Source organism: Nonomuraea sp. NPDC048901 (assembly GCF_040649695.1).
Taxonomy (GTDB): domain Bacteria; phylum Actinomycetota; class Actinomycetes; order Streptosporangiales; family Streptosporangiaceae; genus Nonomuraea.
Genome location: NZ_JBEZFW010000010.1, coordinates 369,177 through 395,868, shown reverse-complemented (window position 1 = coordinate 395,868; position 26,692 = coordinate 369,177). Strand labels below are relative to the sequence as shown.

General features: G+C 69.6%; 23 protein-coding genes and 2 pseudogenes. 14 read left to right on the top strand and 11 right to left on the bottom strand.

Annotation, left to right across the window (positions count from 1 at the left end):
* Positions 1–69: 69 nt before the first annotated feature.
* The 5 genes and pseudogenes from AB0C30_RS33770 to AB0C30_RS33750 all read left to right on the top strand — a co-directional run bounded on the left by AB0C30_RS33770 (position 70) and on the right by AB0C30_RS33750 (position 4,066).
* On the top strand, positions 70–2,643 hold the full coding sequence (locus tag AB0C30_RS33770; protein WP_357952168.1) for a cation-transporting P-type ATPase: 2,574 nt from the start codon (positions 70–72) through the stop codon (positions 2,641–2,643).
* Entirely contained in the window at positions 2,640–2,795 is a 156-nt protein-coding gene (locus tag AB0C30_RS33765; protein WP_357952167.1) for a dsRBD fold-containing protein, read from the top strand. The genes AB0C30_RS33770 and AB0C30_RS33765 overlap by 4 nt, the downstream gene beginning before the upstream one ends.
* Before the next feature lie 179 nt (positions 2,796–2,974).
* On the top strand, positions 2,975–3,349 hold the full coding sequence (locus AB0C30_RS33760; RefSeq protein WP_357952166.1) for a 2Fe-2S iron-sulfur cluster-binding protein: 375 nt from the start codon (positions 2,975–2,977) through the stop codon (positions 3,347–3,349).
* Positions 3,340–3,465 (top strand): annotated as a pseudogene (locus AB0C30_RS33755) (universal stress protein); the annotation flags it as partial. The gene AB0C30_RS33760 and the pseudogene AB0C30_RS33755, both read left to right, overlap by 10 nt.
* A gap of 160 nt (positions 3,466–3,625) precedes the next feature.
* Positions 3,626–4,066 carry a universal stress protein gene (locus AB0C30_RS33750; protein WP_357952194.1) on the top strand — a complete coding sequence of 147 codons (441 nt, stop codon included), beginning with the start codon at positions 3,626–3,628 and terminating at the stop codon, positions 4,064–4,066.
* Between the two features lie 161 nt (positions 4,067–4,227).
* On the opposite strand, the gene AB0C30_RS33745 is transcribed toward AB0C30_RS33750, so the two are convergent.
* The gene (locus AB0C30_RS33745; RefSeq protein ID WP_357952165.1) at positions 4,228–5,733 is read right to left on the bottom strand and encodes a wax ester/triacylglycerol synthase family O-acyltransferase; all 1,506 of its coding nucleotides are present in this window, start codon (positions 5,731–5,733) and stop codon (positions 4,228–4,230) included.
* A gap of 175 nt (positions 5,734–5,908) precedes the next feature.
* Positions 5,909–6,433, bottom strand: coding sequence for a hypothetical protein (locus AB0C30_RS33740; RefSeq protein ID WP_357952164.1), 525 nt, complete (start codon positions 6,431–6,433; stop codon positions 5,909–5,911).
* 258 nt (positions 6,434–6,691) lie between these two features.
* On the opposite strand from AB0C30_RS33740, the gene AB0C30_RS33735 reads away from it, so the two are divergent.
* Positions 6,692–7,090: a CBS domain-containing protein gene (locus tag AB0C30_RS33735; protein WP_357952163.1), complete on the top strand. Its 399-nt coding sequence runs from the start codon at positions 6,692–6,694 to the stop codon at positions 7,088–7,090.
* Positions 7,057–7,134: pseudogene (locus AB0C30_RS33730) on the top strand (hypothetical protein); the annotation flags it as partial. The gene AB0C30_RS33735 and the pseudogene AB0C30_RS33730, both read left to right, overlap by 34 nt.
* Positions 7,135–7,218: 84 nt before the next feature.
* Here the strand turns inward: AB0C30_RS33730 and AB0C30_RS33725 are convergent.
* Positions 7,219–7,629 (bottom strand): pyridoxamine 5'-phosphate oxidase family protein, encoded by a 411-nt coding sequence (locus AB0C30_RS33725; RefSeq protein ID WP_357952162.1) that lies wholly within the window; start codon positions 7,627–7,629, stop codon positions 7,219–7,221.
* A gap of 306 nt (positions 7,630–7,935) precedes the next feature.
* Between AB0C30_RS33725 and AB0C30_RS33720 the strand changes: the two genes are divergently transcribed.
* The gene (locus AB0C30_RS33720; RefSeq protein ID WP_357952161.1) at positions 7,936–8,577 is read left to right on the top strand and encodes a response regulator transcription factor; all 642 of its coding nucleotides are present in this window, start codon (positions 7,936–7,938) and stop codon (positions 8,575–8,577) included.
* A gap of 39 nt (positions 8,578–8,616) precedes the next feature.
* Here AB0C30_RS33720 and AB0C30_RS33715 read toward each other — a convergent pair whose 3' ends face one another.
* Positions 8,617–10,269: a GAF domain-containing protein gene (locus tag AB0C30_RS33715; protein WP_357952160.1), complete on the bottom strand. Its 1,653-nt coding sequence runs from the start codon at positions 10,267–10,269 to the stop codon at positions 8,617–8,619.
* 101 nt (positions 10,270–10,370) lie between these two features.
* Positions 10,371–11,360, bottom strand: coding sequence for a nitroreductase family protein (locus AB0C30_RS33710; RefSeq protein ID WP_357952159.1), 990 nt, complete (start codon positions 11,358–11,360; stop codon positions 10,371–10,373).
* 210 nt (positions 11,361–11,570) lie between these two features.
* Here AB0C30_RS33710 and AB0C30_RS33705 point away from each other — a divergent pair, with 210 nt between their 5' ends.
* The 4 genes from AB0C30_RS33705 (at position 11,571) to AB0C30_RS33690 (ending at position 17,536) form a co-directional block, all read left to right on the top strand.
* Positions 11,571–11,810, top strand: coding sequence for a hypothetical protein (locus AB0C30_RS33705; RefSeq protein ID WP_357952158.1), 240 nt, complete (start codon positions 11,571–11,573; stop codon positions 11,808–11,810).
* Positions 11,803–14,394 (top strand): GNAT family N-acetyltransferase, encoded by a 2,592-nt coding sequence (locus tag AB0C30_RS33700; protein ID WP_357952157.1) that lies wholly within the window; start codon positions 11,803–11,805, stop codon positions 14,392–14,394. Before AB0C30_RS33705 ends, AB0C30_RS33700 begins: the two co-directional genes overlap by 8 nt.
* 97 nt (positions 14,395–14,491) lie before the next feature.
* Complete coding sequence (locus AB0C30_RS33695) at positions 14,492–15,202, top strand: CBS domain-containing protein (RefSeq protein ID WP_357952156.1); 711 nt, start codon at positions 14,492–14,494, stop codon at positions 15,200–15,202.
* A gap of 33 nt (positions 15,203–15,235) precedes the next feature.
* Positions 15,236–17,536 carry a phosphoketolase family protein gene (locus AB0C30_RS33690; protein ID WP_357952155.1) on the top strand — a complete coding sequence of 767 codons (2,301 nt, stop codon included), beginning with the start codon at positions 15,236–15,238 and terminating at the stop codon, positions 17,534–17,536.
* Positions 17,537–17,615: 79 nt separating this feature from the next.
* Here the strand turns inward: AB0C30_RS33690 and AB0C30_RS33685 are convergent, their stop codons facing one another.
* Positions 17,616–18,272, bottom strand: coding sequence for a CBS domain-containing protein (locus tag AB0C30_RS33685; protein ID WP_357952193.1), 657 nt, complete (start codon positions 18,270–18,272; stop codon positions 17,616–17,618).
* A gap of 298 nt (positions 18,273–18,570) precedes the next feature.
* On the opposite strand from AB0C30_RS33685, the gene AB0C30_RS33680 reads away from it, so the two are divergent.
* On the top strand, positions 18,571–21,480 hold the full coding sequence (locus tag AB0C30_RS33680; protein WP_357952154.1) for a pyridoxamine 5'-phosphate oxidase family protein: 2,910 nt from the start codon (positions 18,571–18,573) through the stop codon (positions 21,478–21,480).
* A 409-nt stretch (positions 21,481–21,889) separates the two neighbouring features.
* Here AB0C30_RS33680 and AB0C30_RS33675 read toward each other — a convergent pair whose 3' ends face one another.
* From AB0C30_RS33675 to AB0C30_RS33655, 5 genes are all read right to left on the bottom strand, one after another.
* Positions 21,890–22,663: a DUF6544 family protein gene (locus AB0C30_RS33675; protein WP_357952153.1), complete on the bottom strand. Its 774-nt coding sequence runs from the start codon at positions 22,661–22,663 to the stop codon at positions 21,890–21,892.
* Positions 22,660–23,526, bottom strand: coding sequence for a universal stress protein (locus AB0C30_RS33670; RefSeq protein ID WP_357952152.1), 867 nt, complete (start codon positions 23,524–23,526; stop codon positions 22,660–22,662). The genes AB0C30_RS33675 and AB0C30_RS33670 overlap by 4 nt, the downstream gene beginning before the upstream one ends.
* Positions 23,527–23,624: 98 nt before the next feature.
* Positions 23,625–24,137 (bottom strand): flavodoxin domain-containing protein, encoded by a 513-nt coding sequence (locus AB0C30_RS33665; protein WP_357952151.1) that lies wholly within the window; start codon positions 24,135–24,137, stop codon positions 23,625–23,627.
* 18 nt (positions 24,138–24,155) lie between these two features.
* Positions 24,156–24,554: a CBS domain-containing protein gene (locus AB0C30_RS33660; protein WP_357952150.1), complete on the bottom strand. Its 399-nt coding sequence runs from the start codon at positions 24,552–24,554 to the stop codon at positions 24,156–24,158.
* Positions 24,551–25,396, bottom strand: coding sequence for a universal stress protein (locus AB0C30_RS33655; RefSeq protein ID WP_357952149.1), 846 nt, complete (start codon positions 25,394–25,396; stop codon positions 24,551–24,553). The genes AB0C30_RS33660 and AB0C30_RS33655 overlap by 4 nt, the downstream gene beginning before the upstream one ends.
* A gap of 231 nt (positions 25,397–25,627) precedes the next feature.
* Between AB0C30_RS33655 and AB0C30_RS33650 the strand changes: the two genes are divergently transcribed.
* Complete coding sequence (locus tag AB0C30_RS33650; protein WP_357952148.1) at positions 25,628–26,671, top strand: zinc-dependent alcohol dehydrogenase family protein; 1,044 nt, start codon at positions 25,628–25,630, stop codon at positions 26,669–26,671.
* Positions 26,672–26,692 lie beyond the last annotated feature (21 nt).

Genomic DNA, 26,692 nt, shown 5'->3' with positions numbered 1-26,692 from the left:
AACAGATAGGGAAATGATGCGGCGCCCCCGATGCGGCCGACCCGAAGACAGCAGGTCAGAGAGGAAGACATGGTGATTCCCGCGCCCGCTGGGTTGTCGGCGGCGGAGGCGGCCGTGCGTCTGGAGCGGGACGGGGCCAACCTGCTCCCGCGGCAGCCGCCCGTTCCGTTGTGGCGGCGGGTGCTCGCCCAGCTTCGCGATCCGCTGATCGTCGTTCTGCTCGTGGCGGCGGCGTTGACCATCGTCACGGGCGACTGGACCGACACCGCCGTCATCCTGCTCGTGGTCGTGGTCAACACCTCCGTCGGGGTCGCGCAGGAGGTGCGCGCCGACCGGGCCATCACGGCATTGTCACAGCTCACGGCGCCGGTGGCCCGGGTGATCCGCGACGGATCCCAGGCGCAGGTTCCGGCGGCCGAGGTCGTCGTGGAAGATCTGCTGGTGCTGGCCGAAGGCGACATCATCGTGGCCGACGCCAGAGTGGTGGAGTCGGCGGCGTTGCTCATCGACGAGTCGTCCTTGACCGGTGAGTCGGCGCCGGTGGACAAGGCCGACGGCGATCCGCTCTCCTCGGGCACCGTCGTGGTGAGAGGGCGTGGCCGGGCGGTGGTCACGGCCGTCGGGGCGGCCAGCGCGAGCGGCCGCATCGCGTCCATGATGGTCAAGGGAGCCGGTCTGACGCCGTTGCAACAGCGGCTCATGGGAGTCGGTCGCCTGCTGGCCGGCGTCACAGTGTTGCTGTCCGCGGTGGTGCTGGCCCTGGGGCTGGTCCGTGGGCAACCGGTCGAGCTGATGGTGGTGACCGCGATCAGCCTGGTGGTCGCGGCCGTGCCCGAGTCGCTGCCCGCCGTCGTGACCTTGAGCCTGGCCTTGGGAGCTCGCCGGATGGCCGCGCGCGACGCTCTCGTACGCAGGCTGTCCGCCGTGGAAACGCTGGGCTCGGTGACGGTGCTCGCCACCGACAAGACCGGAACCCTCACCGAGGGCCGGATGGTCACCCGGCACCTCTGGACCCCCACAGGGGAGGCCACGATCACCGGCTCCGGATACGCACCCGACGGCGAGGTCGTAGCCGACGGCCCGCTCGGCGGAGCGGGCCTCACCGACCTGCTGACGGCGGCCGTCCTGTGCAACGACGCGCGGCTGTCGCCGCCGCGGGAGGCCGGCGAGGAGTGGACGGCGCTGGGCGACCCGACCGAGGCGGCCCTGCTCACCGCCGCCGCCAAGCTCGGCCTGGACCGCAAGGAACTGCAGGGCCGCTTCCCGCGCGTCGCCGAGCGCCCCTTCGACAGTGAACGCAAGCGGATGACCACCGGGCACCGCCTGCCCGATGGCGGCGGCCGGGTGATCTGCAAGGGAGCACCCGAAGCGCTGCTCCACCCCCCTGTCCTGATCGACGACCCGGCGCTGCTGGCCCGCGCGGCCGAACGAGCCGAGCAACTCGCCCAGGCCGGATACCGGGTCCTGGCGGTGGCGAGCACCGACCTGGACACCGTCCCGGAAACAGCGCGGGAGAGCGGCTTGTCGCTGCTCGGACTGGTCGCGATCCTGGATCCGCCGCGTCCTGCGGCCTCCGCCGCGATCGCCGCCTGCAAACAGGCCGGCATCAGACCACTCCTCATCACCGGCGATCACCCCGGAACCGCTCGCGCCGTCGCCACCGAGCTGGGCATCATCACCGCCGGCGACCCGGTCGTGGACTGCCGCGACCCCTTCGATCAGGCCGGGGCCGGAGTGTACGCCCGGGCCACCCCGGAACAGAAGCTCGACATCATCCAGGAACTGCGAGAACGCGGCGAGACCCTCGCCATGACGGGCGACGGCGTCAACGACGGACCGGCGCTACGACGCGCCGACATCGGCGTGGCCATGGGCAAACGCGGCACCGAAGTCGCCCGCCAAGCCGCCGACCTCGTACTCGCCGACGACAACCTGGACACCGTCGTCGCGGCTGTCGAGGAGGGCCGCCGCGTCTACGCCAACATCCGCCGGTTTCTCGTGTATGCCCTCTCGGGCGGCGCCGCCGAGATCGCGGTGATGCTGCTCGGGCCCTTCGCCGGCCTCGCACTCCCCCTGCTTCCCGCCCAGATCCTGTGGATCAACCTGCTCACCCATGGACTGCCGGGCGTGGCCCTCGGCGGCGAACCGGCCGTGCCCGGCGCCATGACCACCCCACCACGGCCGCCCACCCAGAGCATCCTGGGCGCCGGGCTGTGGCAACGCGTGATCCGGATCGCCATCATCCTGACCGCCGTCACCCTGGGCGTCGCCCTCTGGGCCCACCAGACGGGGCGTCCGTGGCAGAGCATGGCCTTCTTCGCCCTCGGCGCCACCCAACTCGGCGTCGCGCTCGGCTCCCGCACCAGGCCCGGCACGTCGGCCAACCCCATGCTGCTACTCGCCGTCGCGGGTGCGTTCGTCCTGCAGCTCGCCGGACTGTACATGCCGCCGCTACGCGAACTGCTCGGCACCGAACCACTGCCCCTGGGCGACCTGCTGATCGTCACCGCGTCGTCCACCCTCGGCTACGCCGCCGTCCGGCTTGATCGGATCCTGCACCGCTCCCGCCCGCCACAGCCCCTCCCACCAGGCGCCCCCGCCCATGCCCACCAGCCCGGCCACAGTGATCAATCCCGCGCGTGACCCGCGACCCGGCCGAGCCCGCCGAGCCCGAGATCGGCGACGAGCTGGCGACCTCACGCGCCCTGGCGGATCTCGCCGAGAGGCTGGCCCTCGTCACGCAGCACGACATTACCGAACTCGCGGATTTGGCCGTGCCGAGCCGCACATGGTGAGCCCGGCCGTCACCGGCGCTAACGGCGGTCCCGCCCCCTTGCGGGCGGACGTCTGGGCGGGCCGCGAGGCTGCGCCGGGTCATGGGTGAGGCCAGCCTGTGTGCCTTCGGGCGGCGCGTACCAGCAGCGGTACGCTGCCTCGCCCGCGCCTACGGCGAACGGCTCGGGGGGTGGGGGCGGTGAGGGTTCAGGTCGAAGGTGTGACCGCCCAGATGGCGGATGACGCCTCGGTGCTCGATGTCGTGCGCGCGGCAGGCATCGAGTTGCCCACGTTGTGCCACGATGATCGTCTGACTTCGGTCGGCTCGTGCCGTACCTGCCTGGTGAGATCCGGCGGAAGGGTAACGAATATTAAAGATGAATATTCGAATGCTGAGTCCTGTTCCGAGAATTCCGATTCACGAACTGCGGACCAGGTCAAGAGCGCGTCCAAGACGGTCTACAGCAAGCGAGATGAGGCCAGGAGTTTCATCGCCATTGGGTCTCATCTCACCGGCTGGGGGAAAGCTTATGCGGCAAAGCCAGAGAATTCCTCCTCCGGAGGGTGGCAGTGAGCGATCGATATGCCGGTCGGCCTATTCTGGTCGGCTACGACGATTCGCCTGAGAGCGGGCAGGCACTGCGCTGGGCAGTCGAAGAGGCGCGGCTGCGGAGGCTCCCCCTACTGGTCTGCCATGTCTGGCACTGGCCATACGCCCTCAGGCCTGTCGCGCCGGAAGTTTTGGCGCAGATCGAGCAGGTCGCCGGCGGCGTGGTGGACGATGGTGTCCGCCGTGCCCGGAACCTGGCTCCGGCCCCTCCCATCACCGGGCAGCCAGGAGATCCGGGTCGTGGTCGGCATCGACGGCTCGCCCGCGAGCCTGGCGGCCTTCGAGTTCGCTCTGGAGGAGGCCGCGCTGCGTGGCGGCACCGTGGCGGCCCTGTGTTGCTGGGAAGAGTGCGGATCGCCGTCTTGGCAGGAGCCGCTTCCCTTCGTGGATTCGCACGCGCTGCGCAGGGGAGCCGAGGCTCGCTTCCATGAAGTCGCATCCCAACTGGCGCGCAGACATCCCGACGTACCGGTCACGACGGAATTCGTGATCGAGCGGCCCCAGCGTGCACTGATCGACTCAGCCAAAGATGCGACGCTCCTCGTGCTCGGCAACCGGGGGAACGAGTCACCCACCTGCCTTCTGCTGGGACCGGTCACCCAGACCGCACTGCTCGAAGCCTGGTGCCCGGTCGTGGTGATCCCCACCGCCAATCTGAGACCGCGACTCCCACCGAGATGAACCGCGCCGGCACGTCGTCCTGCCGACCATGCCCAGGACCCGTAATCGGCTGGTCACCTACGCCGTCCACGGCGAGCGCGACGCCGCCACTGTGCCCCAGATCGGCTTACCGGCGTTGCGGCTCTCGGCGACCGAGGTCGAACATGGATCTCTCCTTCCGGCTACCTCGGCCGGCGGTCCGCCGCCTTCGCCTTCGTGCCGGTCGATGGACGCTTGGCCACCCTTCGCGGCCGGGCACCCTTGGGACGCAGCGGTGTGACCGCCGGCAGGGCGGGGTTTGGGCGGTAAGCGAGGCTCAGCGCTTGGAGTTCGTTCTCGATGGTGCGGGCGAGCGGCTCGACCTCGGGCGCCCCGTCGTAGTCGCCGGTGACGCCGAAAGCGACCTGATCACCGTACGTGCAGATCGACACGCCGGTACGCAGCCGCAAGGCGATCGGGACGTACGGGAGGATCTCCAGCACCCGCCGGCCGAGCAGGTACAGCGGCTCGGGCGGCCCGGGCACGTTGGTGGTGACCGTGACGATGTGGCGCTGCGGCAGGTGCGCGGCCAGCCGCAACCCCCAGGAGATGGGCGGGAACGGCTCGTGCCCGGCCAGTGCGGCCATCGCCTCCGCGACCTGGGCCTGTCCGCTCGCCTTCAACTCGACGAGGTGCTCATGCACGACGCGCAGCCGCTTGACGGGATCGGCCACGTGCACCGGCAGGAACGCCGGCATCAGCGAAACCCGGTTCTCGCGCCCGCCCTCCTCCCCGCGGGCACGTCCCGAGACCGGGACCAGCGAACGCACCGCGCGCGCGTGCGGCTCCTCACCGCGCTGGAGCAGCAGGTGGCGGAAACCGCCGCTGATCGCGGACAGTGCCACGTCGTCGAAGGTGGTGTCCGCCCGTTGGGCGATCTTCTTGACGTCGGTCAGCGACGCGCGGGCCACGGCGTAACGCCGGTACGCACTGATCGGGCCGGTCAGGGTGGAGGCGTTCGCGGGCCGCAGCGCGCCGGTCAGAGCGATCAGACCACGCGCGGTTTCCGCGACGCGCCGGATGGTGGCGCGTGGTGCGGCCAGCGCCCTGCCGATCATGCGCGCCTGTTCGACCGGATTGAGGAGCAGGTCGCGCAGCGCGCCGGCGGCCAGGATCAGAGTGGACGGCTCGGGGTCCGGAGGCCGCACGTCCTGCGGTGGCTCCACCCCGCCTGCGGGCGACCTGTCGAAGATCGCCTGGTTGGGGTGCGTGCCGGACACTCCGTCGGCCAGGCAAGGGTGTACCTTCGACAACAGCGCCCACCGGCCGCCGGACAAGCCTTCGATCACCCAGTACTCCCACAAGGGCCGGGCTCGATCGAGTCGCTGCGACATGATGTCGCCGATCCGCTCGTGGAGCACCGGGTCGTCCCCCGGTGGGGCAAGGGCCACCCGCCGGACGTGATAGGTCAGATCGAACGCGGGGTCGTCCGCCCAGACCGGCGAGCCGAGGTCGAGCGGCACCTGGCGAGCCTTCTGGTGATAGCGCGGCATCAGCCGAAGCCTGGTTCCCATGGCCGTGAGGAACTTCTCCGTGGCGGGCGCAGGTCCTTCGAAGACGACAATCGATGCGGTCGCCAGGGACACCTCGGGTTCCTCGTCTTCGAGATCCAGGAATACCGCATTCAGCGGGCTCATGTGATCGGCCATGACCGTCTCCACCTCTGCACGTGTCGATGTGCCCCCAGCGTCGTCCCGTGCCGGCGCGGCGGTCAGGGCACAAGGTCCCCGGGCGGCCCGCCGTTATACCCGATCCGTGAGCGGGTAGGTGCCGACACAGTGCGATGCCCGCCCTCGGGCTGGAGGGTGGGCATCGACGGGCCCGCTACTTGAGGTACGGGTTGCGCTGGACGATGGGAAGCTTGCCGAGTCCGAGGGTGGTGCCGGCGCCTGCGAGGGCGAGGCCGACCAGGACGATGGCGTAGACGATGTGTTCGTCCATGAAGGGGTTGTTGGCCAGGGGTAGTTCGGCGGCCCACATGAGGACCAGCATGAGGCTGCCAGTGATGGCGGCGGTCCGGAGGCCGACGCCGAGGATGAGTGCGGCGCCGATGCCGAGCAGGCCGAGCATGAACAGCCAGTCCACCCAGGGCTGTCCGGCCAGGCCGGAGAACAAGCCGCCGAGCGCGTTCTCGCCGGTCCCCTTGAGGAAGCCGGTGGTGGGGCTGCCGCCGGAGATCCAGGCGCGGTTGGCCGGGGTGGCGAAGCCCCAGCCGAAGGTCTTGTCCAGAAACGCCCACAGGAAGATCCAGCCGATCGAGATCCGGGCGATCGCCCAGACATAATCGACCGGGCGGGTGGCGCTGTCCCTCGTGTCGACGTTCATGGGGGTTGAACGTGTGGTGGCCATGACGGCCCCCTTTCAGTGCGGATTGGCTGCTCTTCTCACACCTCGATCACACCGTCTCCGGTGATCGGCGGGCAGTGCCGTACGACCCGCCATGGCGGGACTTTCGGCACTTCGTACGGCGACGCCGGTCTCGGGGAGATCCGCACCGTCATCGCAGCGCCCATACGGACCAAGGACCGGGCGCCCCGGGACTTCCGCCCCTATCGGTCCGGAGCGCAAGGCGGTGGGATCGAGACGACATCCGAAGGAGGGTCCATCATGCGGACCACGGTGCAAGACGTCATGACCGCGCAGGTCGTCTCGGTCAACAGCAGAACGTCGTTCAAGGACATCGCCGAGGCGCTCATAACGCACGGCGTCAGCGCCGTGCCGGTGGTTCACGAGAGCAACTACGTCCTCGGCGTCGTGTCCGAGGCGGACCTGCTGTGCAAGGAGGAGTTCCGCGAACAGTATTACGGCGACGCCTACCAACCGCCGCTGCGCGCACGGCTACGTCATCTGATGGCGCAGGAAGGAGGCAGCCTCCGGCGGAAGGCGGTGGGTGACACGGCCGCCGAGCTCATGACATCGCCCGCGAGATCCGCGAAGAGGTTCTGGAGGGCTCGTTGTGCATGGAGACCTCAGGCGTTGCCGTACACGTCGACCGGGGTGTGGTAACACTGAGCGGCTGGATGGACCGACGCGGCGAAACCATGCTCGCGACACGCATGGCCCACCGCGTCAGTGGCGTCGTCGACATCATCGACAAACTGACCGTCGGCGAGCTGCTTGCCGGATCTGGACGGTCAGGCGGGCCGCTGGATGCGCCGGCCGGTGGCCTCCACCGTGGTGATGACGATGAAGTGGTCGGGGCTGCGTGTCCACGGCGTCAGCCGCAGGCTTTCCAGCCGGGCGATCTGTGCAGGATCGTCGGCTACACGAGCCAGCCCCACGACGGTGACCGACCAGCCCGTGCGCTCCACTGAGTCGAAGTCGTCCACCTCGAAGGCCACAACCGCATGGCGTGTGGCGGCGGCCAGCTTAGAACCGGCCGCCGTGCGGATGACGATGTCCTCCCCGTCCAGGCAGAAGTTGACCGGTTGCACGGCCGGCAGGGCGCTGTCGGTGAAGACGATCCGCCCGATCGGGCGGGTGGGCAGCAGGCGCATGCACTCCTCGTGGGAGAGCACCTGCAGGCCGGCCGAGTCGAGTTTCATACCGTCAGCCTGTCAGCACCCTACCTGACGGGTTAGGGACCAAAGTCCCGTGACGGCTGCCGATCGCCCTCGGCGGTGGCGACCGTAGACCGCCTGACTCGCCTGCCCGGCGAGTACCGGAGTACGCGCGTGGCCTACTCGCACCAGCGCCGCCGCGGCGGCCTGGCACCGAATGCCTCTCGGACGAAAGCCGCCGAACCTGAGAAGGGCTCGGAGGAGCGAACTCGTCATCTCAGGGAAACCGCTGTGCTGAATAGGGGCTTTGGCCCCTTTCTTGTGGTGGGCTGAACCGGTTAGCGTCGGAGCATGATTCGGGTGTTCCTCGTTGACGATCATGAGGTGGTACGGCGGGGCGTGGCCGCCCTGCTGGACGCCGAGGACGACATAGAGGTGATCGGCGAGGCCGGGACCGCGGAGTCGGCGATCGCCCGCATCCCGGCGCTCAAGCCGGACGTGGCGGTGCTGGACGTCCGGCTGCCCGACGGCAACGGCGTGGACGTGTGCCGCGAGGCCCGGTCCAGGCTGCCGCGGCTGGCGTGCCTGATGCTGACCTCCTACGCCGACGACGACGCGCTGTTCGAGGCGGTGATGGCGGGCGCCGCCGGGTACGTGCTCAAGCAGATCCACGGCTCCGACCTGGTCGGTGCCGTACGCACCGTCGCCTCGGGGCAGTCGCTGCTCGATCCGCAGACCACCGCGGCGATGCTGCACCGGCTTCGGGAGCAGGCCGCCAGGAGGGACCCGCTGGCGGCGCTGTCGGAGCAGGAGCGCAACATCCTCGACCTGATCGGCGAAGGGCTGACCAACCGGCAGATCGGCGAGCGGATGTTCCTGGCCGAGAAGACGGTCAAGAACTACGTGTCCAACCTGCTGTCCAAACTCGACATGCAACGCCGTACCCAGGCGGCGGCACTCTCGGCACGGCTGCGGGCGGATCGGCGCGACTGACGGGCCTTCGTCCTCAGTGCGACGGCGAATCTGAGCGCATCAGAGAGGAACACTCCAGCGAAGAGCGGTCCCCCCGGCCTCTGGAGAGATGACGTCGAAGGACCCCCCGAGCGCGGTGGCACGCTCCTGCAGGTTGCGCAGGCCGCTTCGCCTGCCACCGGCGGGCAGTCCGACGCCGTTGTCCTGAACGGCCAGCGTGAGAACGTCATCCGCCACTTCGACGGAAACATCAGCTTGGGAGGCCTTGGCGTGGCGGACCAGGTTGGACAGCGCTTCGCGCAGGACGGCCAGCAGATGCTCGGCGACGGGTTCAGGCACGCGGTTGTCGAGCTGGCCCTCCATCAGCAGGCCCGGCATGAAGCCGAGATGGCCACGAGCCGATTCCACCAACTCCACGATCTGCGCGCGCAGGCTCGGCCCGCCCGTCTCGCGCGACCCCTGCAGGGCGAAGATGGTCGAACGGATCTGCCGGATGGTCTCGTCCAGTTCGTCGATCGCATGCCGCATCCGGCTCGACACCTCGGGATTGTCCACCAGCCGGACGGTGCTCATCAGCGTCATCGCGATCGCGAACAGCCGCTGAATGACCACGTCGTGCAGATCCTTGGCGATACGGTCGCGATCTTCGAGCAGGCCGAGGCGTTCGGCGTCCCGGCGGGCTTCGGCCAACTCCAGCGCGATGGCGGCCTGCCCGGCGAAGGCCTCCAGCATGCGCAGGTCCGCCGCGCTGAACGGCAACCGGCCCGACCGTTTCGCCACCGCCACCACACCACGTACCTTCTCCCCTACGCCCAAGGGCATCAGCAGTTCGGGGCCGAAGCCCAAATGACGCAACGGTGAGTTCGTCTCGTTCAGGTCCTGCGCGGACACCGCCTCGCCACGGGTGTAAACCTGACCGGCCGCGGTGGCCTCCAGATCGAAGGTCAGGCCCGCCACCTGATCGGCGTGCTCGCCATCGACGTACTCCACCACCAGGGACCGGCCACCCGCCTCCGGCATGAGGATCTTCACGAGGTCGGCGTCGCTCATCTGGCGGGCGCGGGCCGCCATCAGGGTGAGCACCTCGTGCGGGTCGGCCCCGGACAGCAGGCTGGTGGTGACCTCGGAGGAGGCCTGCAGCCAGGTCTCGCGCCGCCGGGTCTCCTCGAACAGCCGGGCGTTCTCCACCGCGACACCGGCGGCGGTGGCCAGCGCGATGACGATCGCTTCATCCTCCTCATCGAACTCGCCGCCGCCGCGCTTCTCGGTCAGATACAGGTTGCCGAACACCTCGTCGCGCACCCGTACGGGCACGCCGAGAAAGGTGCCCATCGGCGGGTGCCCGGGAGGGAAGCCGTAGGACTCGGGATGATCGGAGATACGGCCGAGGCGCAGCGGCCGGGCATCCTTGATCAGCAGCCCGAGCAGGCCGAGCCCGTGCGGCCAGTGCTCGATGCGAGCGATCTCCTCCTCGCTCAACCCGACCGGGATGAACTGCAGGAGCGTGTTCTCCTGCCCGACCACGCCCAGCGCACCATAACTGGCGTCCACCAACTCGGTCGCGGTCTCTACGATCCGGCGCAGCACCGTCTCCAGATCCAGGTCGCTGCCCACCGACACGACGGCTTCCAGCAGCGCGTGCACCCTGTCGCGGGTGGCCAGCACGGCATTCAGCCGCACCTGCAGCTCGGCCAGCAGCTCATCCAGCCGCATATTCGGCATCAACGGGCGATGCTCGCCTTCCATCATAAAGATCAGTGTTACACCGAGACGCGCCCACGACCATCACCCACGGGTCGATAAGCGCTCGGCTCCTACTCCAGCATGTCGGACAGTGGCCGCCGGACGGATTCCTTGTCGTCGAAGGTGATGCCCAGCCGCATGATCATCTGTGGGTACTCCTGCGAGCACAGCTCCTGCCTGAGGAACTCGCGCAGGTGGTACATCTCCAGCGCCTGGGTGTGGAAGGCGGCGCTGACACCGTAGGCGGAGGCGTGCAGAAGGACGCTCTGCAATGCCTGTCCCGTCGCGATCCATTCCTGCCGGGTGTCGCCCGGGGTGGTGAGCAGTGCCACGGCTCCGGTGGCCGTGGAAGCACGCTGATCGGCCTGACTGCCCCAATCATGGCGCCAGGCATAGTCACGCTGCGGGAAGTCCGGGTCCGTCCGGGCCGCCCGGCGCGGGTAGCCCTCGGCCGGCACCCCGTCCTTGCGGGCACTGCCCGGCGGCCGCGCCCAGCGGATCACCTCCAGGCTGAGCACCCGATCCTGCGACTGCGCCGCCTGCGCCGCCTGGGTGAGCGCCGCGATGATGCCCACCGCGGCCACCGAGCCGACCGGCGTCAGCCTGGCCCCCTCACACCTCGCGTCCTTGACCAGCCCTTCGACCAGCCGCTCAGGCACGGGCAGATCGGTGAACCCCGCCCTGTGAGTCCGGCGCCGCTCGATCTCCCCGCCGAGCGCCCGCGTGTCCTCATCGGCCTCCACCTCCGCTCCCAGCCTGATCGTGGCCAGCAGCGAGGGACGGTCCGGGTCCGGCAGCACACGCACGGACGGCTCATAACCCGCACATCGCAGCGCCGTACGGACGGTGAAAAGGGCGGCCCCGCAACTGATCAGCAACTCCCTGCCTGCACTGTCGCCGATGAGCAGCTTCCTGGCGGTGTCGGCCCGCAAACTGATCTCCTCACCATGCACGCCGAAAGACCAGGGCTGCGTGTTGTGCACGGAAGGAGCCCAGCGTGCGGCCTGCAACGCCGCCTGGATGGCACGCTCCCGATGCTGTGCCGTATGAGTGACGACCATGACAGCACCTCCACTCGGTGATGACACCAGCGCATCACATCGGCAAGGCGGCCGGGCAGGGCCGAAGGTCCCGCCCCATTAGAGGCATCAGCCCTCGTTGAACGCTCGCCGCGGACCCGATGGCCGGGACCTTCGGCACGAAGGCCGAGGCCGTACGGCACTGCCGGAGGGCGCGGCACCTGCGGCAGCGTGGGTGGCGGGAGGTGCGTCATGTCCCCATCACTCGCCGCCGAACTCGGCGTCAGGCGGCTGCTCATCGCAGCCGGTCAGGCGCCTTCCGTGCACAACACCCAGCCGTGGCGCTTCGCCGTGTCCGGTGAGGAGATCAGTTTGCCGCGGCGCTCACCACTCCCGGCGATCGACCGCTCGATCATCCGACTCGGTTATGGCCCGTACGGGGCCCGTCCACCGCGTCGCCCGGCCGGCGAACTGGAGACCCACCATGCCTGACGGCTATGACGTGCTGTTGCGTGACGGCGGCATCGCCCACGTGCGCCCACTTCTCCCCACCGACCGCCAAGCCCTGCACAGGCTGGTGGACCGCTCCTCGGAACGGTCGGCCTACCTGCGTTTCTTCACCGGCGGCCGCAACACCGCCCACTCCTATATGGACCGCATCACCGCGGAGAAGTACGACGGTCACGCGCTGGTGGCCACCATGCGAGGGCGGCTGGTCGCCGTCGCCGAATACATCCCCGCCCGGGACGGCAGCGCCGACCTGGCGATCCTCCTGGACGACGCCGTACACGGCCACGGGCTCGGCACGCTGCTGCTGGAGCACGTGGCTCTGGAGGCGGGCGGTCATGGCGTACGCGAACTGGTGGCCGACGTGCTCGCCGAGAACCGGCCGATGATCAATGTCCTGCGCGATCTCGGCCTGGACATGACGCGGCACTGCGATGGCGGCACGCTGCACCTCAGCATCGCCTCACGACCGACGGCACGGTTGGCGGCGGGCGTCGAGGCGCGTGATCACGAGGCCGAGCGGGCCTCGCTGACCCGCGTGCTGGAACCGCGGTCCGTGGCGGTGATCGGCGCCGGGCGCGACCCGTCAGGCGTGGGACACCGGGTGCTGCGCAACCTGATCGACGGCGGCTTCGGCGGGCCGCTCTTCCCGGTCAACCCCAACGCGGCCGTGGTGGCCGGGTTGACCTGCCACGCGAGGGTTCCCGATGGCGTAGATCTGGCCGTCGTGGCCGTTCCCGCCAGACATGTGCTGGAGGTGGCCCGTGACTGCGCCGAGGCGGGAGTGGCCGGGCTCGTCGTGCTGACGTCCGGGTTCGCCGAGAGCGGGCAGGGCGACTTGGAGGCGGACCTGCTGAAGATCTGCCGCACCGCCGGGATGCGGCTGGTCGGCCCGAACTGCCTGGGCATCGTCAACACCGCCGTCCGCCTCAATGCCAGCTTCCTGCCGCGCTCCCCCGCCGCCGGCCGCGTCGCGCTGATGTCGCAATCGGGTGCGGTGGGCGCCGCGCTGCTGGAACGGCTGGAGGTCTCGTCGTTCGTCTCGGTCGGCAACAAGGCCGACGTCAGCGGCAACGACCTGCTGGAGTACTGGGAGGACGACGAGCACACCGACGTGATCGCGCTCTACCTGGAGTCGTTCGGCAACCCGCGCAAGTTCGCCCGCATCGCCCGCCGCGTCGCGGCCAAGAAGCCGATCCTGCTGGTCAAGAGCGGCCGCTCGGGCGCGGGCGACCGGGCTGTCCGCTCGCACACCGCGGCGGCGGCCACTCCGGACGTGGCGGTGGACGCGCTCGCCCGCGCCTGCGGGGTGATCAGGCTCGACAGCGTGCGCGACCTGATCGACACCGCCCGGCTGCTGGCCTGCCAGCCCCTCCCCAAGGGTCGCCGCGTGGCGATCGTCGGCAACTCCGGCGGGCCGGAGGCGATGGCCGCCGACGCCTGCGAGCGGCACGGTCTGGTCGTACCCGAGCTGCCCTCTGGGCTGCTGGCGGCCCGCACCGCCGCCGCGCTCGGCAATCCCGTGGACCTCACCGCCGACGCGACCGCCGACGAGATCGGTGGAGCTGTCAAGGCGCTCGTCGAGGCTTCCGACGTGGACGTGGTGCTCATCATCTACACCCCGCCGTTCGGCTCCGGTCTGGAGGAGACCCGTCAGGCCATCGCCGCCGCGACCAAGGACGCCGCCACAACCGTGCTGGCCTGCGTCGTCGGCCATGACGGGCTGATCGACGGCCGGGTTCCCGCCTACGCGTTCCCGGAGCAGGCCGTCGAGGCGCTCGCCCACGTAGTGCGCTACGCCGAATGGCGGGCGCGCCCGGCCGTGCCCGCCGCCGAACCTCCGTCCGTCGACACCGCCGCCGCACGGCAGATCGTCCACGCCGAGCTGGCCCTGGCCCCGGACGGCCGCTGGCTCTCCCCCACAGCCGCTCTCCGGCTGCTCGCCTGCTACGGCCTGAGCCTGGTGGAGTCCGCGGATGTGAGCGGGCCGGATGACGCCGCCGAGGCCGCCGTCCGTCTCGGGCTGCCGGCCGTACTCAAGGCCGCAGGTCCCGTGCACAAGAGCGACGTCGGCGGCGTCCGCCTGAACCTGCGGACAGCCGAGGAGGTACGGCAGGCGTATCACGAAATGTCGTCACGCATCGGCTCGGAGATGACCGGCGCGGTCCTCCAGCCGATGCTGCCCGGTGGGGTCGAGATCATCATCGGCGGCGTCAACTACCCTGCGTTCGGGCCGCTGGTCATGGTCGGGATGGGCGGTGTGACCGCGGAACTGCTGGCCGACCGCGCCTTCCGGGTCCCTCCGGTCACCGACGCCGCCGAGATGATCGAGGAGCTGCGCTGCTCGCCGCTGCTGCACGGCTACCGCGGCTCGCCGCTCGTCAGGGTGGATGCCCTGGCCGACCAGCTCGTACGGGTGAGCAAGCTGCTCGAAGACCTGCCCGAGGTGGCCGAGCTCGACCTGAACCCGGTCATCGTCACGGCCGACCGCGTCACGACGGTGGACGTGCGGATCAGGATCGCGCCCTGCGCTCCGCCGCAGTCTCCGCTGCTGCGCCGCCTGCGCTGACCAACGACCACCCCGTTCGGGACTTACGGCCCTACCAGGCGCACTGCCGCAGGGCTGTGCTGAAGGTATGACAGCAGCGGACGAGAAGGGCTGAGCCGTGAAGCGCAGGACCGTCGCCGACGTGATGACCGCCAAGGTCGTCACCGTTACGGCGAAGACCCCGTTCAAGGCCATCGCCGAGACCCTGATCGCCGGCGGCATCAGCGCCGTCCCGGTCATCGACGACGACGGCCACGTGCTCGGCGTCGTATCCGAGGCCGACCTGCTGGCCAAGGAGGAATTCAAAGAGCTCTACTACGACGACGCCTACCGGCCGCCACTACGCGCCCGCATCCGCCACGCCATGGGCAGCGAGGGCACCGGCTCCTACAAGGCGCTCGGCGAGACCGCCGGCGAGCTGATGACCGCGTCCGCCCACGTCACCACACCCGGCTCCCCCGTCGTGGCGGCCGCCCGGCTGATGGACCGCTATGGCGTCAAGCGCCTGCCCGTCGTCGACGCGGACGGCAGGCTAGTCGGCATCGTCAGCCGCCGTGACCTGCTCAAGGTCTTCCTCCGCGCCGACGAGGAGATCCGGACGCTGGTACTGGCCGGGATCCCGACCAGCGCCATGTGGACCGACCCAAAGGGCCTGGACGTCGAGGTGACCGAAGGCGTCGTCACCCTGAACGGGATCGTCAGCAGGCACACCGAAGCCATCGCCGCCGTCCGCATGGCCGAGAGCATCGACGGCGTCGTCGCCGTCCACGACGAGCTCACCTGGAAGCACGACGACGTCATCGAAGTCCCGATGTGGGGCGGCGCCTGATCGGCGTCGATCTCACTGACGTAAGGAGCACTGATGGACGTACTCAGTCAGGTCGATGCGTACTGGCGCGCGGCGAACTACCTGTCGGTGGGCCAGATATACCTGCTGGACAATCCGCTGCTGACGGAGCGGCTGCTCCCTGAGCACATCAAACCGCGCCTGCTGGGTCATTGGGGCACCACACCGGGCCTGAACTTCTGCTTCGCCCACCTCAACCGGATCATCCGCGAACGCGACCAGGACATGATCTACATCGCCGGCCCCGGCCACGGCGGCCCCGCAGCAGTAGCGCACGCCTGGCTGGAGGGCACCTACTCCGAGCGCTACCCGGACATCTCCCAGGACGCGGCCGGGATGCAACGGCTGTTCCGGCAGTTCTCCTTCCCCGGCGGCATCCCGAGCCATGTCGCGCCGGAGACACCCGGCTCCATCCACGAGGGCGGCGAGCTGGGCTACTCCCTCGCGCACGCCTACGGAGCCGCCTTCGACAACCCCGAACTGGTCGTGGCCTGCGTCATCGGCGACGGCGAGGCCGAGACCGGACCACTGGCCGCGAGCTGGCATTCCAACAAGCTCCTCGACCCATCCCGCGACGGCGCGGTGCTGCCGATCCTGCACCTGAACGGCTACAAGATCGCCAACCCGACCGTCCTGGCCCGGATCCCGGAGAACGACCTGCTCAAGCTCATGGAGGGGTACGGCTACCGCCCCCACCTGGTCGGCCCCGACCACCAGGAGATGGCCACCACCCTCGACACCGTCTTCGACCAGATCGCCGAGTACAAACAGCGCCGATCCGACCGCCTCCCCATGATCATCCTGCGCACGCCCAAGGGCTGGACCGGGCCCCGCGTCGTGGACGGGCTGCCGGTGGAGGGCACCTGGCGGGCCCATCAGGTGCCGCTGGCCAAGGTACGGGAGAACCCCGAGCACCTGGCGATGCTGGAGGAATGGATGCGCTCCTACCGGCCCGAGGAACTGTTCGACGACGACGGCCGTCCGGTGGCCTCCATCCGGGAGACGGTGCCGCCGGGAGATCGCCGGATGAGTGCCAGCCCCCATACCAATGGCGGTGCACTGCTCGAACCTCTCAGGCTGCCGGACTTCCGCGAGCACGCGGTGGAAGTCAAGTCGCCCGCGACCCAGTTCAGCGAACCCACCCGAGTGCTGGGCGGGCTGCTGCGTGATGTGATCGCCGCCAATCCGCGTACCTTCCGGCTGATGGGCCCGGACGAGACCGCGTCCAATCGCCTGTCGGCCGTGTTCGAGGCCACCGACCGGGCCTGGAACGCCCGCCTCGAGCCGACCGACGAGAACCTGGCCCCCGGCGGCCGGGTGATGGAGGTGCTGAGCGAGCACCTGTGCCAGGGCTGGCTGGAGGGCTACCTGCTGACCGGGCGGCACGGCCTGTTCAACTGCTACGAGGCGTTCATCCACATCATCGACGCGATGTTCAACCAGCACGCCAAGTGGCTGGAAACAGCGAAAGGCATCCCGTGGCGCCTGCCGGTGGCATCGCTGAACTACCTGCTGTCCTCGCACGTCTGGCGCCAGGACCACAACGGCTTCTCCCACCAGGACCCCGGCTTCCTCGACGTCGTGATCAACAAGAAGGCCAGCGTGGTGCGCGTCTACCTGCCCCCGGACGCCAACACCCTGCTGTCGGTCGGCGATCACTGCCTGCGCTCGCGCGACTACGTCAACGTCATCGTGGCCGGCAAGCAGCCGATCCTCGACCTGTTCACCATGAACGAGGCCATCGCCCACTGCACCCGCGGCCTGGGCATCCTGCCCTGGGCCTCCACCGACGAGGGCACCGATCCCGACGTGGTGCTGGCCTGCGCCGGTGACATCCCCACCCTGGAAACCCTGGCCGCCGCCGCCCTGCTCCGCGAGCACCTGCCCGAACTACGCGTCCGCGTCATCAACGTGGTCGACCTGATGCGCCTGCAACCACCCTCAGAACACCCGCACGGCCTGCCGGACAACGAATACGACACCCTGTTCACCACCGACAAGCCGGTCATCTTCAACTTCCACGGCTATCCCTCACTCATCCACCGCCTCACCTACCGCCGCCACGGCCACGCCCACCTGCACGTCCGCGGCTACAAGGAGGAAGGCACCACCACCACACCCTTCGACATGGCCATGCTCAACGACATCGACCGCTACCACCTGGTCACCGATGTGATCGACCGCACCCCGGGGCTCGGCAGCAGTGCGGCTCACCTCCGCCAGTTGATGACGGACACGCGCCTGCGCGCCCGCGCCCACACGCGTGAACACGGCGAGGACGCGCCCGAAATCAGCGAGTGGACGTGGCCGGCCTGATACCCAGCCGCCCAATGCCCGCCACCGTTCCAGCTGGTGGCGGGCACCTCCGTGGTCGAATCCAGCCTCATGAGAGGTCTCAGAGCAGGGACGGCACGACGATGAGGTCTTCCTTGTCGAAGGTCAGTTCGCTGACGACGTCTACGACGCCCTCCACACCGCGGATCGACTCCACGAGGGCAGTGGCCTGGGAGTTCCACTCGACCCTGCCACCGAGCGTCACGACACCCTTGTCGAGCTCGATCGAGAACGCCTCGCGGTCAGGCAGCAGCGCGGTGATGTCCGCCATCAGGTCGACGGCCGGACGGGTGAAGACCCGCAGTACGTCACGCTGATGCAGCGTGCCGATGATGCGCCCGGTGACCGGGTCGATCACGGGCAGTTGCTTGACGCGCTTGTCGTGCATGAGCCGCGCCGCGTCGCGGACGGACGCGCCGGGCGTGACGGTGATCGCCGGAGTGGTCATGAGCTCTTCCGCTTTGATGCCCGCGGCCTTGTGGTGTTCCTGGCGCTGATGGCGCGACTCGAAGATCGAGACGCTGTGCCGTACGGTGTCGGTCTCCTTCAGCAGCAGATCTTCTTCGGAGACCACGCCCACAGGCCGCCGGTCGGCGTCGATCACGGTGACCGCGCCGACGGCATACCGCTTCATCGCCCCCACGATCTCGGCGAACGGCGCGTCTTCGAGGACGGCGATGGCCACGCGTCCCATGACGTCCTTGACCTCGACTGTCATCGTTCTCACCTCTCCTTCACCTCCCAGGGTCCGCTCCAGCGGCGAAGGTCGGTAGCGGCGAACGTCCCACATCGCCGAGGGCCTAGGTCCTGACCTGCGGCGTCACCTCGACAGCGGGCTGGCGGTCGTGTTCCGTCCGACCTCGCCACGGGTAGCGTCCTGACATGGGTTGTTCGAAGCGCTCCTCGCGGCCAAGGGCGGGGGGTTCCAGTCGGCTCGGGCTCCAGTTGTGCGTGCTCCGCCCTCCCGGCGGTGAGGATCCGGTCGGCGGCGTGCCCGGTCTGTCCGCGAGCCGGTCATGAACCCATGGGTCCTGTCCTACGAGGGCTTCGACCCCGCCTCCGAGAGGCTGCGCGAGGCGCTGTGCACGCTGGGCAACGGCCGGTTCGCCACGCGCGGCGCGACCCCTGACGGCGAGCTGCGCACACCGGGCACCTACGTCGCGGGCTGCTACGACCGCCTGGACTCCACCGTCGCAGGACAGAGGGTGACCAACGAGGACCTGGTCAACCTCCCCGACTGGCTGCCACTCACCTTCGCCACCCAGGGGTCGGACTGGTTCCGCCCAGAGCGGGCCGAGCTGCTGGACTACCGCCAGAAACTGGACATGCGGCACGGGATCCTTTACCGGGCGCTGCGCTGGCGCGACGGCTCAGGCCGCGTCACCGCGATACGGCAACGCCGCCTGGTGTCCATGGCCGACCCGCGCCTGGCCGCCCTGGAAACCACCTTCACGGCCGAGAACTGGTCGGGCCCGCTCCGCGTCCGCGCCACCCTGGACGGCAGGGTCACCAACAGCGGCGTGGCCCGCTACCGCGAGCTGCGCGGCGACCACCTCACCGGTCATGACACCGGCGACCAGAACGGCCTCACCTGGCTGACCGCCGTCACCCGCTCCTCCCAGATCACCGTGGCGCTCGCCTCCCGTACCGACGCCGCCTTCCCCGCCCGCGAGATGATCCGCGAAGGGGGCCGGATCGGCACGGACCATGTGCTCGACCTCGCGCAGGGCGAACCCGCCACACTGACCAAGACCGTGGCCCTGGTGACCTCGCGCGACTCCGCCATCCGCGATGCCCGCTCCACGGCGATCCGAGCCGTACGGATGGCTCGGCCATTCGACGCGCTGGCGGCGCCACACGCGGCGGCCTGGGAGCGGCTGTGGCAACGCGCCCGGGTCGAGATGGACGCCCCGGATCTGGCGCAGATCGTTCACCTGCATGTCTTCCACCTGCTGCAGACTCTCTCCCCGCACACCGCGGACCTGGACGTGGGCGTGCCCGCCCGCGGGCTGCACGGCGAGGCCTACCGGGGACACGTGTTCTGGGACGAACTGTTCGTCCTGCCCTGGCTGAACCTGCGTTTCCCCGAGACCTCGCTCGCCCTGCTCCGCTACCGGTACCGGCGGCTGCCCGAGGCTCACGCTGCGGCCCGGGACGCCGGATATGACGGGGCGATGTTCCCCTGGCAGAGCGGCAGCGACGGACGCGAAGAGACCCCGATGTCGCACCTCAACCCCGCCTCGGGACGCTGGCTGCCCGATGGCTCTCACTTGCAGCGGCACGTGGGGCTGGCCATCGCCTACAACGTGTGGCAGTACTACCTGGCGACCGGCTCGATGCCACTCTGGTGTGCGGAGCTGCTCATTGAGATCGCCAGGTTCTTCGCCTCGCTGGCCGTACTCGACCCCGCATCGGGACGGTACGAGATCCGCGGCGTCATGGGACCCGACGAGTATCACGAGCGCTACCCGGGTGCTTCCTCACCCGGCCTGGCCAACAATGCCTACACCAACGTCATGACCGTGTGGCTGCTGCTGCGCGCCCGGGACACCCTGGACCTGCTGCCCGAACTCGCGGCCTCCGCGCGGGAACGGGCCCGCTGGGACGACATCACCCGGCGCATGCGGGTCGACTTCCACGACGGCGTGATCAGCCAGTTCACCGGCTACGCCGACCTGCTGGAGCTGGACTGGGCCCGCTACCGCGGTGTGCGCCGCCTCGACCGGGCCCTGGAGGCCGACGGCGACGACGTCAACCGCTACAGGGCGGCCAAGCAGGCCGACACGCTCATGCTGTGCTACCTGCTCACCTCCGACGAGTTGGTCGGGATTCTGAATCGGCTGGGCTATCCGGTGGAACCTGGCCTGATCCCCCGCATGGTGGGCTACTACCTCGACCGCACCAGCCACGGCTCCACGCTGAGCGCCGTCGTACACGCCTGGGTACTCTCCCGCTCCGACCGGGCCCGCTCCTGGCAGTACTTCGCCGAGGCGCTGTTCAGCGACATCAAGGACGTCCAGCACGGCACCACGGCCGAGGGCATCCACCTCGGCGCCATGGCCGGCACGCTCGACCTCCTGGAGCGCTGCTACCTGGGCCTGGAGATCCACCGCGACGGCCTGCACCTCAACCCACTGCTTCCCGACCGGCTCGGTGTGCTGTCCATGCCGATCCGCTTCCGCGGCTCCGAGCTCTTCATCGACGCCGACCACCGGCAGGCACGCATCAACGGCGTGGCAGGACCGACCTTCACCAGCGAACAAGGAGACACGATCATGGCAGCCACCGGCGACCTCGGACGTCGCATCGCCCATCACCGCGAACGACTCGGTCTGACCGTCGAACAGGTCGCCGAACGCGCGGACATTTCACCCGGCTACCTGCAATACCTGGAAGAGCAGCCCGGCACGCCCACCGCCGAAGCCATATACCGCCTGGCCGGAGCCTTGGAAACCACCACCGAAGACCTCCTCGGCGGCGGCGTCGATCGGCCGCCCGGCCGCGGCCGCGCCAAGGCGGCTCCCACGCTGGAGAGCCTGGACCGCGACGAATGCCTCAAGCTGATCGAGCCCGGCGGCATCGGCCGGGTGGCCTTCAACGGCTCCCACGGCCCGACCGTACTGCCCGTCAACTACAAGCTGCACCACGGCTCCATCGTCTTCCGCACCGCATCCGGCGGCCCCATGGACCAGGACCTGCGCACCGGCCTTGAAGGCGTGGAGATCAAGGTCGGCTTCGAGGTGGACCGGATCGACGAGGCCCAGCGCGAGGGATGGAGCGTCCTCATCCAGGGCCCCGCCCATCACATATCCCCCGACGAACTGCCGGAGATCGCCGACGTCACGCCGTGGGCGGGCGGCGAGCGCCACCTGTACGTCCGCATCGTCCCGCACCAGATCACGGGCCGCCGCATCCACCACCTCTGACAGTCATGCTCTAGGGGCGAACGTCCTCTTCCCGGAGGCGTAGAACAACCCGTCTTCACGGGTCCTCCGGTCCCCGCGGAGAGGACTGGCGCATCTGCTCGGGCGCCGGGGGCGCGGCAGAGTTGGCAGCACGCCAACGACATGCCAGAGGAGCTGACTGAGATGCGGACCACCCAGATCACCATGCGCCCGAAGCCGGCACGACCTCGACCCGAGATCGACCGCCGTACTCCGTCCGGGCGACCCCTCCCGTTCCAGACGCCGCGAGCCCGAGTCAGACGTCCTCGACAGGCTGTACGAAGACACCGCCCGCGTGCAGGGGAAGGCGCCCGCTGGGTCCTAGCCGACCAACAACCGCTCCTTGATCAAACCACCCCGAACAAGACAGTCGGCAGCGGGACTTTCAGCGCTATCGGAACAGGGCGTCGTCGACGGTGAAGCGGATGAACTCGCCCTCGGCCCACCGATCGGTGCCGGGCCACCAGCCGCCCGCCAGGTAGGCCGGAATGGTGAAACCGTCGAATTCGATCTCGCGTCCGCATTCCACCCCGAACACGTGGTCGCGGTACCGGCCCTCCCCGGGATCACCCCAGCGGGACATCGTGACGCGCTCCAGCGCGCCGCTGGGCGCGATGGTCAGGGTCACGTCGTGATCCTCGGTTCCCACGGGAAGGCTGGCGATGGCATGGCGGTCGTCGATCGGCTTCCACCGTATCCTCGGGTCGAGTGCGGCGGCGGGCGCCATGACGAACTCACATGCCAGCCGCCCGGCGGCGCTTCTGGTGATGTCCGGGCCGGCACCCGACATCACGGGGATGAGGTCCAGCAACCGCCAGCGCATCTCCCCCTGACCGGCGCGATACCGGTCGAACCCGTGCACGGGTAGCAATCCCAGGTACGCAGTTGCCGACCACACGAAGCCCTCCATCGGCAGGAGTACCTGCTGGGCGCGGAAGTCGCGCCAGGTGCTGAGCCGGATGGAGCCGTGCATGTCCAGCACCACCGCACGCAACAGGGGTGTCCCCGGAGCGATGGCGTGCAGCACCCAGCGGCGCGCCGGTTCCGGCAGGTGGCCGACCTGCGCGGGGTCGAACTCCTGGGCATCCTTGGTCTGCGCCTGCAGGAGGTCCCAGTCGTGGCAGGCGGTCTCGGTCATGTACGGCGGGGCGACGATGACACTCATGACCGCCGCCAAGGAGTCTGTACCACGGCCACCGGACAGCAGGCCCGGTGCAGGACACCGTGGCTGACCGACCCGAGTGCCGCCGAGGCGAAGCCGCCCAGTCCGCGTGATCCGACCACCACGAGCGCCGCCTTCTCGGACGCCCTGGCCAGGACCGGGACCGGGTGCCCCGGGACGATCGACTCGATCACCTCGACGTCCGGGTACTTCTCATGCCACGGCGCCAGGCGCAGCCGGATCTCCGCCACCTCCTCGCCCGGCGCACCGGTCAGGAACGGGCCGTACCCCGCGGGATGTGGGGCGAGCCTCGGTGTCCTCTGGCCGTACACGACACGAACCGGCGCGCGCCGCGCCCCAGCCTGTTCCAGGGCGTATTCCAGCGCCGACTCCGCGAACGGGGAGCCGTCGAAGCCGACCACGATCTCCCGATGGCGGCCGGGGACGGGCATCCGGACGACGACCACCGGGCTGTGCGCGTGCCCGGCCAGGCCGAGACCCACCGAGCCCAGCACCAGTCCGGCGAATCCGCCGAGCCCTCTGCTGCCCACGACCACGCTGTCGGCCGTCTCCGACTCGCCCTTCAGCCGCTCGATCACCGAGCCCGTGACCACAGCCGTCGAGACCTCCAGTTCGGGAGTGAGCCTCCGTACCTGCTCCGCGGCCTGGTCGAGCAGGTACGTGCACCGCTCGGTCAGAGTCTGCCGGTCACTGGCCCTGGTGGACGGATGCTCCGCCGCCCATGGCTCTCGCACGAGCACGATCCGCAACGGAAGCCCCCTGCGGGAGGCATCATCGGCGGCCCAGCCGAGCGCCGATCCGGCCGATGGCGATCCGTCCACGCCGACCACGATCGCTCTGCTCATCGTCATCCTCCTTCGGGTTTCTCCGCCCGGATGTGGCACACGCCCCCGGTTTCCTTACCTCCAGCACACACCTATCGGCCCGCGGCTCCATGACGGTCTCAGGACGCCGGGACAGGGAAGGACGAGGCGAGGTGCCTGCCCCATTGCCTGGCCCGCTCCACCTCGCCGACCACCAGCGGCCCCTGAGTTCCGGTGACGTAGAAGCTCTCGGCGGGCGAGGCCAAGGCCAGGCCGAGCCGACGCAGTCGCTTGGCGACACCGCGCGCGGCCGAGCCGGGCATGCGCGGCTTGGCGATCCGCGTGTCGAAGGCGGCCGAGGCGAGTCTGGCCGACGGCGACCGAACAGTGGCCAGCCACTCCCGCACCCCCTGCCCTTGGGAGAGCACCCGGCCCTGCTGGACGGCCGATTGCCGGGTCGAGGCCCTGCTCATCCCGAAGGCGTGCGTCGGGCCGCCGACGACGAGCAGGCCGAGGTCCTCCCCGACCGAGGCGGGCGCGGAGCCGACCTCCAGGACCTCTGTCCTCATCGTGGTGGCCAGCCCCTCCGCCACCGCCTCGGCGATCTGCTTGGTGTTGCCGAACATGGACTCGTACACGATCAGCGCGTACATCTCCTGCCTCCTTCGAAGTCAGCGGCTACGTCCGGCCACCGCCGACACGACATCGCGGGCGGTGATCATCCCGACCAGTCCCTGACCGGACACCACGGGTACGGCGTCACAGCCGGCGTCGGTCATCACGGCCGCGACCTGGGTCAGCGGGTCGTCCGGCCGCACCCGCGGCCTGCGCTCACCGACCAGCAGCTCGCCCACCTGGCGGTTCGACTGTTCCTGCGGACCACCCGACCAGGAGGCGGCCAGATGCTCGCGCGATAGGAGGCCCACCACGTGCTGCCCCTCGACGACCGGCAAGTGATGCACACCGGCGCGGCGCATCAGTTCCCAGGCCATCAGCGGCGACTCATCCGGCTTGACCGCCACCAGGATGCGGCTCATCACCTGCTCGGCGGTCAGCGACTCGATGTTCATGGCCTCTCCTCGCGGGGCCGGACGATCGCGACCGGGCAAGTGGCGTGGTGCAGTACGGCGTGACCGACCGAGCCCAGCACCGCCGAGGCGAAGCCACCCAGCCCGCGCGACCCGACGACGACCAGGTCGGCCGTGGTCGCGGCGTTGATCAGGGCGCCGGCCGGGTGCTCCCACAGTTGCGCATCGGTGATCTCGATGTCGGGGTTCTTCTCACGCCAGGGGACCACCCGCTCGCCGGCTATCCGGACCTCGTGCTGAAAGGCCTTCTCCAGCAAGCTGTTGTAGGCGGCTGCGTACGGCGAGAAGATCGGCTGCTGCCAGGCATACAGGACATGCAGCCGCGCTTGCCGGGCCCGGGCCTGCTCGACGGCGTACTGCATGGCGGCTTCGGAGTGCTCGGACCCGTCGTAGCCGACGACGATCCGGCCGTGCTCTTCCTGGCCGGGCCCGCGTACGATCACGACCGGGCCCCGCGCGTGGCCGGCGACGGCCATGCTGACCGAGCCGAGCACCATGCCGCCGAAACCGCCGAGCCCCCGGCTGCCCAGCACCACGCTGTCGGCCGACGCGGACTCATCGATCAGATCGTCGATCACGTTCCCGGCACGCAGTTCCGTCGTCACCTGGACCCCGCGGGCCAGCTCACGCGCCCGATCAGCGGCGACCTCCAGCGCACCCGCGCAGTACTTCGTGCTGAGCTCGCCGACCCCGTGCGGCCACTGCTCGCACACATGTACGAGCCGCAGGTCAAGCCCTCTGCGCCGCGCGTCGGCGGCGGCCCACTCCACTGCTGCTGTCGCCGGCGCGGACCCGTCCACACCGACCACGATCCGTCCGGTCATCACGCATCTCCTTCACGAGCTCAACTCACACCTCCAGCCTCGCGAAACAGGCGGCCGGCCGCCGGAGGACGAAGTCCCGAATCCGAGTGCCATTGGTCCCAGAGCTAGCCGGCACGCAGGACTTTGATCGGGCTGTAGGCGCGGCCGAAAGGCAGCGATGGAACGGGACCTTCGTCCCTATTCAGGCCGACCCGTTCCGGTCAACGTGAAAGGTGAAGACAACCAGGAGGCATGATGAAGGCGCTCATCTACCACGGTCCCGGCCGGCGGTCCTGGGAGGAGACTCCCGATCCGCAGCTGATCGAGCCCACCGACGCCATCGTCCGTGTGGACGCGGTCACCATCTGCGGCACCGACCTGCACATCCTCAAGGGCGACGTGCCCACTGTCGAGCCGGGCACGATCCTCGGCCACGAAGCGGTCGGCACCGTCACGGCGACCGGAAACTCGGTCGGCACCGCCAAGCCGGGAGACCGGGTGCTGGTGTCGTGCATCTCGGCGTGCGGGCGCTGCCGCTACTGCCGTATCGGCATGTTCGGCCAATGCCTGGGCGGCGGCGGCTGGATCCTCGGCCACCGCGTCAACGGCACCCAAGCCGAACACGTCCGCGTGCCGTTCGCCGACACCTCCACCCACCTGCTGCCCGACGGCGTCACCGACGAGGCCGCGCTCATGCTCGCCGACATCCTGCCCACCGCCTACGAGGTCGGCGTGCTGAACGGCCACGTACGGCCAGGCGACACGGTCGTGATCGTCGGAGCCGGGCCGATCGGCCTGGCCGCGATCACCACCGCGCAGCTGTTCACGCCCAGCCACATCGTCGCCGTCGACCCCGCCCCCTCACGGCTGGAGGCCGCCAAGCAGCTGGGCGCGGACCTGGTCGTGGGCGCGGGCGACGACCCGGCCGGCGCGATCGCCGAGCTGACCCGAGGGCTGGGCGCCGACGTCGCCATCGAAGCCGTCGGCCTCCCGGAAACCTTCGAACTCTGCACCCGCCTGGTACGCCCCGGCGGCCACGTCGCCAACGTCGGCGTCCACGGCACACCGGCCACCCTGCACCTCGAAGACCTGTGGATCCGCAACCTCACCATCACCACCGGCCTGGTCGACACCTACTCCACGCCGACCCTCCTGGACATGATCGCCGCCGGACGGCTGGACCCCGCCAGGTTCATCACCCACCGCTTCGCCCTGCAGGACATGGCCGCCGCCTACGAGACGTTCGCCGACCCGGCGGCGACCGGAGCTCTCAAGGTGGTCCTGTCCCGCGGTTGACGCCGGTCCGGCCGCACTACG

Coding starts and splice junctions, on each gene's coding strand:
- AB0C30_RS33670 (WP_357952152.1), bottom strand. CDS start 23,526: ATGAGCAGAGCGATCGTGGTCGGCGTGGACGGATCGCCATCGGCCGGA.
- AB0C30_RS33710 (WP_357952159.1), bottom strand. CDS start 11,360: ATGGTCGTCACTCATACGGCACAGCATCGGGAGCGTGCCATCCAGGCG.
- AB0C30_RS33705 (WP_357952158.1), top strand. CDS start 11,571: ATGTCCCCATCACTCGCCGCCGAACTCGGCGTCAGGCGGCTGCTCATC.
- AB0C30_RS33680 (WP_357952154.1), top strand. CDS start 18,571: ATGAACCCATGGGTCCTGTCCTACGAGGGCTTCGACCCCGCCTCCGAG.
- AB0C30_RS33725 (WP_357952162.1), bottom strand. CDS start 7,629: ATGAAACTCGACTCGGCCGGCCTGCAGGTGCTCTCCCACGAGGAGTGC.
- AB0C30_RS33715 (WP_357952160.1), bottom strand. CDS start 10,269: ATGCGGCTGGATGAGCTGCTGGCCGAGCTGCAGGTGCGGCTGAATGCC.
- AB0C30_RS33745 (WP_357952165.1), bottom strand. CDS start 5,733: ATGGCCGATCACATGAGCCCGCTGAATGCGGTATTCCTGGATCTCGAA.
- AB0C30_RS33675 (WP_357952153.1), bottom strand. CDS start 22,663: ATGAGTGTCATCGTCGCCCCGCCGTACATGACCGAGACCGCCTGCCAC.
- AB0C30_RS33700 (WP_357952157.1), top strand. CDS start 11,803: ATGCCTGACGGCTATGACGTGCTGTTGCGTGACGGCGGCATCGCCCAC.
- AB0C30_RS33660 (WP_357952150.1), bottom strand. CDS start 24,554: ATGAACATCGAGTCGCTGACCGCCGAGCAGGTGATGAGCCGCATCCTG.
- AB0C30_RS33740 (WP_357952164.1), bottom strand. CDS start 6,433: ATGGCCACCACACGTTCAACCCCCATGAACGTCGACACGAGGGACAGC.
- AB0C30_RS33735 (WP_357952163.1), top strand. CDS start 6,692: ATGCGGACCACGGTGCAAGACGTCATGACCGCGCAGGTCGTCTCGGTC.
- AB0C30_RS33685 (WP_357952193.1), bottom strand. CDS start 18,272: ATGACAGTCGAGGTCAAGGACGTCATGGGACGCGTGGCCATCGCCGTC.
- AB0C30_RS33665 (WP_357952151.1), bottom strand. CDS start 24,137: ATGTACGCGCTGATCGTGTACGAGTCCATGTTCGGCAACACCAAGCAG.
- AB0C30_RS33770 (WP_357952168.1), top strand. CDS start 70: ATGGTGATTCCCGCGCCCGCTGGGTTGTCGGCGGCGGAGGCGGCCGTG.
- AB0C30_RS33650 (WP_357952148.1), top strand. CDS start 25,628: ATGATGAAGGCGCTCATCTACCACGGTCCCGGCCGGCGGTCCTGGGAG.
- AB0C30_RS33655 (WP_357952149.1), bottom strand. CDS start 25,396: ATGACCGGACGGATCGTGGTCGGTGTGGACGGGTCCGCGCCGGCGACA.
- AB0C30_RS33720 (WP_357952161.1), top strand. CDS start 7,936: ATGATTCGGGTGTTCCTCGTTGACGATCATGAGGTGGTACGGCGGGGC.
- AB0C30_RS33690 (WP_357952155.1), top strand. CDS start 15,236: ATGGACGTACTCAGTCAGGTCGATGCGTACTGGCGCGCGGCGAACTAC.